Below are 9,877 nucleotides of genomic sequence, written 5' to 3'. Positions count from 1 at the left end.
GACCCGAAACCCTTCGTATGGACGAAGACCGCGGACGAGATCCTTGAGCGCCTCGCCGGATATCTGAACCGAATTCCAGACTCAGGACACTAGTTGTCCCGGTCAGTTGTCCCGGTAGGCCTCCAGGAGGCGCAGCCACACCTCGCTGATCGTCGGGTACGACGGGACCGCGTGCCACAGCCTGCTGATCGGGACCTGCCCGACGACCGCGATCGTGGCGGAGTGGATCAGCTCGCCGACGCCGGGGCCGACGAAGGTGACACCGAGGAGGATCTCGCGCTCCCGGTCGACGACCATGCGGGCGCGGCCCCGGTAGCCGTCGGCGTAGAGGCCGGCGCCCGACACCGAGGCGAGGTCGTAGTCGACCGCGCGGACGCGGTGGCCCGCCTGTTCCGCCTCGGCCAGGGAGAGGCCCACGGAGGCCGCCTCCGGGTCGGTGAAGACGACCTGCGGCACGGCTTCGTGGTCGGCGGTCGCCGCGTGGGCGCTCCACGGTTCCGCCTCGACCGAGGTTCCGGAGGCGCGGGCCGAGATCGCGGCACCCGCGATACGGGCCTGGTACTTGCCCTGGTGGGTGAGGAGCGCGCGATGATTGACGTCGCCGACCGCGTAGAGCCAGTCGCTGCCGGTGACGCGGAGGCTGTCGTCGACCTCCAGCCAGGACCCCGGCTCACGGCCGATGGTGTCGAGGCCGATGTCGTCGGTGCGCGGGGCGCGTCCGGTGGCGAAGAGGATCTCGTCGGCCTCGATCCGCTCGCCGCTGTCGGTGACGACCACGACCGTGCCGTTCTCGCGGGTGACCGACGCGGCCGAGGTGCCGGTGCGGACGTCCACGCCCGCCTCGGTGAGCGCCTCGGCGACGAGTTCGCCGGCGAACGGCTCCATACGGTTGAGCAGGCCCTTTCCGCGAACCAGAAGGGTGACCCGGGAGCCGAGGGCCTGCCAGGCCGTGGCCATCTCGGTGGCGACCACTCCCCCGCCGACGACGACCAGGCGTCCGGGTGCCGTCTTGGCGCTGGTCGCCTCGCGGCTGGTCCACGGCTTGACCTCGTCGAGGCCCGGCAGATCGGGCAGTACGGCCCGGGTGCCGGTGCACACGGCCACGGCGTGCCGGGCGGTCAGGACCTTCCGTACGCCGTCGGGGCCGGTGACCGTCACCGTGCGCTCCCCGGTGAGGCGGCCGTGACCGCGGTGGAGGTCGGCGCCGACGCTCCCCAGCCAGCCGACCTGGCCGTCGTCCTTCCAGTTCGAGGTGAAATAGTCCCGGCGGGCGAGGACCGCGGCCGCGTCGAGCGGGCCCTGCGCCGAGGTGCTCAGGCCCGGCAGGCGGCGCGCGTCCGCCTGTGCGATCACCGGCCGCAGCAGGGCCTTGCTGGGCATGCACGCCCAGTACGAACACTCTCCGCCGACCAGCTCGCTCTCCACGACCGCGGTGGAGAGGCCGGCCGCGCGGGTGCGGTCGGCCACGTTCTCCCCCACGGGCCCGGCACCGAGCACCACTACGTCGTAGGTGCTGTACGCGATGTTTTCCGTCTCCGTCATGGGCCCAGTCTGGTGGGTGGTGTGGGCTCGGGCCACCAGGGGTACGCGCGCCGCATAACGCACGGAATAGGTGCCCGACCGGGCGTGTTGTCCCGACGGTTTCCCCGATACCAGGAAGAGGGTTCACTCAATGAGCAGCACCGTGGAGCTCACCAAGGAGAACTTCGACGAGACGGTCACGGACAACGAGTTCGTCCTGATCGACTTCTGGGCGTCGTGGTGCGGGCCGTGCCGCCAGTTCGCGCCGGTCTACGAGAAGGCTGCCGAGGACAACCCCGACATGGTGTTCGGCAAGGTGGACACCGAGGCGCAGCCGGAGCTGGCCGCCGCCTTCGGTATCCAGTCGATCCCGACCCTGATGATCGTCCGTGACCAGGTCGCCGTGTTCGCTCAGCCGGGCGCGCTGCCCGAATCCGCCCTGACGGACGTCATCGGGCAGGCCCGCAAGCTGGACATGAACGAGGTCCGCAAGGCCGTCGCCGAACAGCAGGCCCAGGCCGAGCAGAGCGGCCAGTAAGGCCCCCGATCAGAAGGGGTACGTCGCCACGTCCCCGCGCACCGTCGTCCAGCGCACGTCGGTGAAGGCCTCCACATTGGCCTCGCCGCCGAAGCGTGCGCCTGTGCCGGACGCGGCGATGCCGCCGAAGGGCGCCACGGCCTCGTCGTTCACCGTCTGGTCGTTGATGTGCACGATCCCGGTCGGGATCCGCTCTGCCAGGGCGAGACCGCGGGCCGCGTCCCCGGTGACGATGCCGAGCGAGAGGCCGTACGGCCCCGCTGCGGCCAGGGCAACGGCCTCGTCGACGGTGCTGAAGGACCGTACGGGTGCGACGGGTCCGAAGACCTCCTCCGCGTAGGCGGGCGTGCTGTCGTCGAGGCCCGCGAGGACCGTCGGCCGGTAGAAGAGCTTCTCGTGCGTACCGCCCGCGGCCAGCTTGGCGCCCTGGGCGGTGCTGGCCTCGACCAGGCCGCGCACCTTGGCGAGCTGGTGGTCGTCGATGATCGGGCCGAGGTGGACCTGCTCCAGGTTCGGGTCGCCGACGGCGAGCGAGTCGGCCTTCGCTGCCAGCCGCTCTATGTACTCCTCGTACAGGGAGTCGTGGACCAGGTGGCGGCCCGTCGTCATGCAGATCTGGCCCTGGTGGAAGAAGGAACCCCAGGCGGCCGTGGAGATCACGGCCTCCAGGTCCGCGTCCTCCAGGACGATCATGGCGGAGTTGCCGCCGAGTTCGAGGTGGGCGCGCTTGAGGTGACGTCCGGCGGCCTCGCCCACGGCGCGGCCCGCCGCGGTCGATCCGGTGAAGGAGATGACCGGCACGCGCGGGTCGGCGACCAGGGCCTGGCCGACGTCGGGGCCGCCGGGCAGGACGTGGAACAGCCCCTCGGGCAGTCCGGCCTCGGCGAAGACCGCGGCGAGCGAGAGACCACCGCAGACCGCGGTGCGCGGGTCGGGCTTGAGGATCACCGCGTTGCCGAGGGCGAGGGCCGGGGCGACGGAACGGATCGAGAGGATCAGCGGGGCGTTGAAGGGCGAGATCACGCCCACGACGCCGACCGGGACCCGGCGCGTGTAGGACAGCCGGGGGGCCTCGCTGGGCAGGACCTGGCCCGCGGGGCGGGAGGCGAGCGCGGCGGCCTCGTAGCACTCCTGGGCAGCCACGTGCAGTTCGAAGTCGGCCTTGCCGGGGATGGAGCCTGACTCGCGGACGATCCATCCGCGCAGTTCGTCGGCGTGGGCGGAGAACAGGTCGCCTGCCTTGCGCAGCACCCCGGCCCGGACGAAGTGCGGGAGCCCGGCCCATTCGGCCTGGGCGGCACGGGCGGCCGCGGCGGAGCGCTCCACGTCCTCGCCGGTGGCGAGCGTGACGGAGGCGAGGGTGTCGCCGGTGGCGGGCTCGGTGACGGCGTACTCAGGTCCCGAAAGGGGATGGGGCTGCCAGCTCTTGGGGTCGAGCAATGACATGACGGCTCTCCGTTCGATCACCGGTGGGACTCACACGGGGAGCGGTAGTCCCGTGTAGTTCGCGGCCAGTTCGGCGGCCGCATGGCGGGATGCGGTGATGCGGCGCAGCCGCGCGAGCTGCAGCCGGCCCTCGAACACATCCCCGTTTGGTTGAGCGTGCAACATCCTAGTCATGTCGTACGAGAACCGTGTGGCCTGCCATACGCGAGAGAGACACAACTCCGAATATCTGTCGAGTAGTTGTGCAGATCCTGAGCGGTGCAGATCGGTCAGGGCCCGGGCGAGGAGGGATACGTCCGACACGGCCAGGTTGAGCCCCTTGGCCCCGGTCGGCGGCACTATGTGGGCGGCGTCACCGGCCAGCAGCAGGCGGCCGTGGCGCATGGGCTCGTGGACGTAACTGCGCATGGGTGTCACGGACTTGGCGGTGATCGGGCCGCGCTCCAGCGTCCAGTCCGCGTCGATCGCGAAGCGCGCGGCGAGTTCGTCCCAGATGCGTTCGTCGGACCAGTCGTCGACGTCGGTGCCGCCCGGGACCTGGAGGTAGAGCCGGGAGACGGCGGGCGAGCGCATGCTGTGCAGGGCGAAGCCGCGCTCCCCACGGGCGTAGATCAACTCCTCGCAGGACGGCGGGACATCGGCGAGGATCCCGAGCCAGGAGTACGGGTAGTCGTGCTCGTACGTCCGGCTGGTCGCCGTCGGGAAGGCCTCCCGGGAGATGCCGTGGAAGCCGTCGCAGCCGGCGATCCAGTCGCAGGTCAGCGTCTGTTCGCGGCCCTCGTGCAGGAACCGCACCACGGGTGCGTCGCTCTCCGGCTTCTCCACCGCGAGGGCCTTCGCCTCGAACAACAGCGGTGGCCCGTCGGCGAGTTGGAGCGCCACGAGGTCCTTCACGATCTCGGTCTGGGCGTAGATCGTGACCGTGCGGCCGCCGGTGAGAGCTGGGAAGTCGACGTGGTGCCGCTCCCCAGCGAACCGCAGCTCGATGCCCTGGTGGACCAGGCCCTCGGCGTCCAGACGCTCGGCGGCGCCGCATGCACGCAGGGCGTCGACCGTGCCCTGCTCCAACATGCCCGCGCGCTGGCGCTGTTCGACGTACGCGCGTGTCCTGCTCTCCAGGACCACGCAGTCGATGCCGGCGAGGTGCAGCAGACGGGCGAGGAGGAGTCCGGCGGGGCCACCGCCGACGATCCCGACCGTGGTACGCATGGCAGACCTCCCTGCGTCAGCTGGAGTCGCGGTGCACCACCGTGGCACCCAGCACCGTGTGCTTCTCGAACCCGGCGCCCGGCTCGCGCACCGCGCGATCGACCAGTTCGGCGAGGTCACGGCCGGACGGCAGCTCGATGTGGACCGTGCTCAGCCGGGGCCGCAGCAGTCGGCCGAGGAGCAGGTCGTCGGCGCCGATCACCGCCGTGTCCGCCGGGACGCGCACACCCTCGTCCTGCAGGGCGCGCATCAACAACATCGCGTACTCGTCGTTGTACGTGAACACCGCGTCGAGGCCGAGGTCCCGCCAGCGGACGGCGAGCTTGGCCGCGGACTGTTCCTCGTAGGCGAGGGGCAGTTCGGTCAGCGTGGCGTCCGTGTCGCGCAGGGCCCGGCGCACGCCCGCCAGACGGGGCAGCGAGAAGGCCGCCAGGCCCGCCTCCTCGGGGACCACCACACCGACCCGGCGACGCCCGCGGGCGTAGAGGTGGGCGCCCGCGCAGTGGCCGACGCTCTCGTGGTCCATGAGCAGGGTGTGGGCACCCTCGACCTGCTCGGGGCCCATGGTGACCACGGCCCGGGCGCCGGAGCGCCGGAGCAGGGACACACCCTGCGGGCCGAGTCCGGCGCCGGGCACGAGGACGGCGACCGGGCGCAGCTCGGCCCAGGCGCGGGCGGCCTCGTCGCCCTGGAGGCCGACACTGCCGTACTGCACGACGGTGTAGTCCAACCGGCCCAGGGCCCATTGGAGTTCGCTGATGAACTGGCTGTAGAGCGGGCCCACCGGGATGGACGGAGCGGGCATCAGGACCATGCGACTGTGGCCGGCGCGCAGGCTGCGGGCGGCCGCGTGCGGGACGTACCCGAGTTCCTTCGCGGCCTCGTGGACGCGGCGGCGGGTGGGTTCGCTGATCCGGACGGCGCTGGTGTTGTTGAGGACGTAGGAGACGGTCGCTCGTGAGACGCCGGCCAGGCGGGCCACATCGGCGCTCGTGGGAACCGAGCGCGTCGCCGGGGAAACGGGCGCGGGCGTTTTCGGTATCTGCACCATGACGGTCGTCATCTTTGCAGAAGCTGTGACGGTGTAGCGGACCGGGTCGCGGCCCGAACTCACCGTGACGGATCGGTGCAGGTGAGCCGGGCGACCAGGTCGTCCCAGCCCTTCTCCAGTCGTTCCAACGGCATTCCGCACCTCCGGGTCAGGTGATGGACGGCGGCGGGGTCGAGGAAGCCCATCAGGGTCTGGGCGAGCAGTTCACAGTCCGCGTCGGGGAGGGCCTGGCGCAGCAGCAGGAGGACATGACTGTGGTTCACACGGCGGGGGGCCGGGGTGAAGCGGCGGTCCGGGCTCGGCTCGGCGGCCAGCAGCAGGTCCATCTCGTCGACGGACCTGCGCAGGATGGCGCGGCCGAACGCGCGCAGCCGGTCGACGGGCGGTGCACCGGGTCCGAGCGGTGCGGGGCCGCTGAGGAACGCGGCCTGGAACTTCCGCTCGGAGTGGTCGAGCAGCGCCGTCAGCAGCCCGGTGCGGTCGCCGAAGCGGCGGAAGACGGTGCCCTTGCCGACCGAGGCCGCCGCAGCCACCGCCTCCATCGTCACCCCGGCCGCGCCGTGCTCCGCGACCAGAGTGGCGGCCGCCTCCAGGAGCCGGGCCCGGTTGCGTGCGGCGTCGGCGCGCAGGCAGGGCTCATCCTCGGGGAGACCGAGCTGGAGCAGCTCGGGCTGCCCGGCGGAATCAGCGGGGGTCGGCAGCGGCGGCAGGGGTGGCAGGACGGCGGACATGAAATCAGCGTAAAGCAGCGGGAAGAAAACTGGACCGAAGTCCGGTTAAGGAGGTAGACAATAAGCGGACCCCGGTCCGCATCATGACGGCAGAGTTCTATCCCCCCTTGGAGTTCGCATGTCTGTTCGCATTCTCGCGCTCGTCGGAAGCCTTCGCGCCGGCTCGCACAACCGCCAGCTCGCCGAGGCGGCCGTCAAGCACGCCCCCGAGGGCGCGGACGTCGTGCTCTACGAGGGCCTGGCCGAGATCCCGTTCTACAACGAGGACATCGACGTGGAGGGCGACGTCCCCGCGGCGGCCGCGAAGCTGCGGGAGGCAGCGCAGGGCGCCGACGCGTTCCTGTTCTTCTCGCCCGAGTACAACGGCACCATCCCGGCCGTGCTGAAGAACGCCATCGACTGGCTGTCGCGTCCGTACGGCGCCGGTGCCTTCGGCGGGAAGCCGGTCGCCGTGGTCGGTACCGCGTTCGGTCAGTACGGCGGCGTGTGGGCCCAGGACGAGACCCGCAAGGCCGTGGGCATCGCCGGCGGCAAGGTGCTGGAGGACGTCAAGCTGTCCATTCCGGGGTCCGTGGTGCGGTTCGCGGAGACGCACCCGGCGGACGACGCGGAGGTTGCCGCGCAGCTGGCGGAGGTTGTGGCTCGGCTGCACGGCAATGCGGGGGAGGTTGCTGCGGCCTGACGCCTGCGGCAGCGTCACGGGGGTTTTGAACGGGGGCTTTCAAGGGGCTGGAGTCTTGGTACTCCGGCCCCTGTCGTTCGTCGGCTGCGGGGCGGTGGGGGCTGGTCCCGCCCGCGCGGCGGAGCCACATATCGATACAGCCCCGCGCCCCTATGGGGCGCGTCAAGTCACAGCCCTTGGAGCCAGATCTCTCAGTTCGCTGAGCGCGGCCGCGATCGCCGGGCGTTGCTCGGCTCCGCTGCGGGTGCAGGTCAGGAGCTTTCGGTGGGGGTTGCCCTCGCAGCGGACCCTTGCGATCGGCAGATGTGGGGTCAGGTGGGCCAGGCGGGGGATCAGGGCCACGCCCAGGCGGTGGGCGACCAGGTGAGCCGTGACGTCCCACTCCCGGGCCTGGTGGACCACGGTCGGGGTGAAGCCGGCCGCGCCGCAGGCCGACATGACGTGCGTGCGGCAGGGGCTGTCCGCGAAGGGGGCGATCCAGTCCTCGTGGGCCGCGTCCGCGAGATCCACGCGGTCGCGGTCGGCAAGCGGGTGATCCGCGGGTACGACCAGGTCGAACGGGTCGTCCAACAGGGGCTGTTGGTCGTAGCGGGTGTCGCTCATGGGCGGGTTGTGCGGGGTCGCCTCCACGACCGCCAGGTCGATCTCCCCCTCGAAGAGCAGGTCGAAGCTCTCCGGCACACCCGACTCCTGGATGCTGACGGTCAATCGGCGATGCCGCTCGCGCAGCCGGACCGCCATCGGGGCCAGCAGTACCGAGATGGCCACGGGGAGACCGCTCACCCTCAGCGGTCCGGCGGGCTCGCTGTGGTCGGCGCGAAGATCGAGTTCGGCCAGTTGCCAGCGGGCCTGGATGGCGTCGGCGTGCGCGAGCAGGCTCTCGGCGGCCGGGGTGAGGCGGACTCCGCGGCCCTGGGGTTCGAGGAGGTCGACGCCCAGGTCGCGGGCGAGCTGGCGGATCTGCTGGGAGGCGGCGGACGTGGTGAAGTGCAGGGCTTGGGCGGCCGCGGTGACCGTGCCGTAGTGGGCGACCGCCCTCAGGACGTGGAGCCGGCGCAGGTCAATCATGAAGCCCACGCTTCAAGGTCGGGTCCAGGAAGTCAACCTGGACGTGAACGAAGACTCCGCTGCACCCTGGCTGTGTCGCGACGGCCGTACACAAGCCACGAGGTACGAGGAGTCACCATGAACAGCACGACCCGCGCCGTCTGCCCGCACTGCGGCTGGCCGGACGACGCCGAGCCCTTCCAGGTCGTGTCCCGGCACGGAACGGCGACGGGCGGGACGGTGTGGACCCGCTGCGCCTGCGGCTCGTTGCAGGTCCGCGTGACCGACGACCGCGGAACCCGCGTCGTCTCCCGCAGCAGCCCGTCCGCCGCGCGGGCGGGTTAGGACCTGACGGAACAGGCCGACGTCACGAGACCTGGCACACGCCCCTCCACCGACCCGGACGACGGTCCAGATGCCGGCCTCTGCATGGGGGGCATCGTCAGTGTGATCACAGGCGGGGATGCCTTCCGCCGACGGAAGGTGAACAACAGGCCATGTGACGGGAAGGATCCGCAGGTCATGCGGAACATGGCCCGATCTCGCCGGTCATCACCCGCCGTATGGCGGGCAGGATCCGCCGTACGGCGGCGCCCCGGGCGGACGCCGGTGCCCCGATCATGACGCGACGAGCCGCCGCGCCCCGCGTGAGGAGAAGCCATGACGCATGTGCCGCCCCCGTTCGACCCCGAACTCGCCGCCGCCCTGGACATGATCAAGGAGATGGTCTCGCCCGGCATGACCCTGGACGACATCGATCTCGTCCGTCAGGGGCCGGGCATCCAGATGCTGGCCGACATGGACCTGACCATCGGCGGGTTCTTCGAGGTCGAGGACCGGTCGGTGCCCGGACCGGAGGGCGCCCCGGAGATCTCACTGCTGATCTGCCGTCCCGTCACCGCCGCGCCCGCGGGGACCGGGCGTCCGGTGATCTACCACGTCCACGGCGGCGGCATGGTCCTCGGCAACAACCGGGTCGGCGTGGACGCTCCGCTGGCCTGGGCGAAGGAACTGGACGCGGTCGTGGTGTCGGTGGAGTACCGGCTGGCGCCCGAGCATCCGCATCCGGCGCCGGTCGAGGACGTGTACGCCGGGTTCGTCTGGACCGCCGAGCACGCGCGGGAGATCGGCGGTGACCCGGAGCGGATCGTCGTCGCGGGCGCGAGCGCGGGGGGCGGGCTGTCGGCGGGGCTGGCGCTGCTGGCCCGGGACCGCAAGGGGCCGCGGGCGATCGGGCAGCTGCTGATGTGCCCGATGCTGGACGACCGCAACGACAGTCCGTCGACCTATCAGATGGCGGGGCTGGGGGTCTGGGACCGTACGGCCAACGAGACGGGCTGGACGGCGTTGCTGGGTGAGCTGCGGGGTGGTCCGGATGTTCCGGCGTACGCGGCGCCGGCTCGCGCGGAGGACCTCTCCGGGCTGCCCCCTGCCTTCCTCGACGTGGGGTCCGCGGAGACGTTCCGGGACGAGGTGGTGGCGTACGCGTCGCGGATCTGGCAGGCGGGTGGAGTGGCGGAACTGCACGTGTGGCCGGGCGGGTTCCATGGGTTCGACGGGTTCGCTCCGCAGGCCGCGTTGTCGCAGGCGGCGCGGGCGGCTCATTTGGCGTGGCTTCGTAGGTTGCTGGGGAACTAGGTCCTGTTGCGAAA

10 protein-coding genes are annotated in these 9,877 nt (G+C 71.3%); 4 read left to right on the top strand and 6 right to left on the bottom strand.

Going from position 1 to position 9,877, the window contains the following annotated elements:
- Positions 1-102 precede the first annotated feature (102 nt).
- On the bottom strand, positions 103-1,542 hold the full coding sequence (locus ACI2L1_RS41515) for a dihydrolipoyl dehydrogenase family protein (protein WP_404744659.1): 1,440 nt from the start codon (positions 1,540-1,542) through the stop codon (positions 103-105).
- Between the two features lie 70 nt (positions 1,543-1,612).
- Here ACI2L1_RS41515 and trxA point away from each other — a divergent pair, with 70 nt between their 5' ends.
- The gene (gene trxA / locus ACI2L1_RS41510; protein WP_404744658.1) at positions 1,613-2,059 is read left to right on the top strand and encodes a thioredoxin; all 447 of its coding nucleotides are present in this window, start codon (positions 1,613-1,615) and stop codon (positions 2,057-2,059) included.
- A 9-nt stretch (positions 2,060-2,068) separates the two neighbouring features.
- Here trxA and ACI2L1_RS41505 read toward each other — a convergent pair whose 3' ends face one another.
- The 4 genes from ACI2L1_RS41505 to ACI2L1_RS41490 are packed head-to-tail and all read right to left on the bottom strand — an operon-like array spanning position 2,069 to position 6,496.
- Complete coding sequence (locus ACI2L1_RS41505; protein WP_404744657.1) at positions 2,069-3,505, bottom strand: benzaldehyde dehydrogenase; 1,437 nt, start codon at positions 3,503-3,505, stop codon at positions 2,069-2,071.
- A gap of 30 nt (positions 3,506-3,535) precedes the next feature.
- Positions 3,536-4,714, bottom strand: coding sequence for a 4-hydroxybenzoate 3-monooxygenase (locus ACI2L1_RS41500; protein WP_404744656.1), 1,179 nt, complete (start codon positions 4,712-4,714; stop codon positions 3,536-3,538).
- A gap of 16 nt (positions 4,715-4,730) precedes the next feature.
- Complete coding sequence (locus ACI2L1_RS41495; RefSeq protein ID WP_404744655.1) at positions 4,731-5,777, bottom strand: LacI family DNA-binding transcriptional regulator; 1,047 nt, start codon at positions 5,775-5,777, stop codon at positions 4,731-4,733.
- A gap of 47 nt (positions 5,778-5,824) precedes the next feature.
- Positions 5,825-6,496: a TetR/AcrR family transcriptional regulator gene (locus tag ACI2L1_RS41490; protein ID WP_404744654.1), complete on the bottom strand. Its 672-nt coding sequence runs from the start codon at positions 6,494-6,496 to the stop codon at positions 5,825-5,827.
- Between the two features lie 118 nt (positions 6,497-6,614).
- On the opposite strand from ACI2L1_RS41490, the gene ACI2L1_RS41485 reads away from it, so the two are divergent.
- Positions 6,615-7,178, top strand: coding sequence for an NAD(P)H-dependent oxidoreductase (locus ACI2L1_RS41485; protein WP_404744653.1), 564 nt, complete (start codon positions 6,615-6,617; stop codon positions 7,176-7,178).
- 162 nt (positions 7,179-7,340) lie between these two features.
- Here ACI2L1_RS41485 and ACI2L1_RS41480 read toward each other — a convergent pair whose 3' ends face one another.
- Positions 7,341-8,246: a LysR family transcriptional regulator gene (locus ACI2L1_RS41480; RefSeq protein WP_404744652.1), complete on the bottom strand. Its 906-nt coding sequence runs from the start codon at positions 8,244-8,246 to the stop codon at positions 7,341-7,343.
- A 117-nt stretch (positions 8,247-8,363) separates the two neighbouring features.
- Here ACI2L1_RS41480 and ACI2L1_RS41475 point away from each other — a divergent pair, with 117 nt between their 5' ends.
- Positions 8,364-8,570 carry a hypothetical protein gene (locus ACI2L1_RS41475; RefSeq protein ID WP_404744651.1) on the top strand — a complete coding sequence of 69 codons (207 nt, stop codon included), beginning with the start codon at positions 8,364-8,366 and terminating at the stop codon, positions 8,568-8,570.
- A 315-nt stretch (positions 8,571-8,885) separates the two neighbouring features.
- Positions 8,886-9,863, top strand: coding sequence for an alpha/beta hydrolase (locus tag ACI2L1_RS41470; RefSeq protein ID WP_404744650.1), 978 nt, complete (start codon positions 8,886-8,888; stop codon positions 9,861-9,863).
- Positions 9,864-9,877 lie beyond the last annotated feature (14 nt).

This window comes from Streptomyces sp. NPDC019531 (genome assembly GCF_044903305.1).
Classification (GTDB): Bacteria; Actinomycetota; Actinomycetes; order Streptomycetales; family Streptomycetaceae; genus Streptomyces.
The sequence above is the reverse complement of the archived record's forward strand: the minus strand, read 5'-3'. Positions and strand labels throughout refer to the sequence as shown.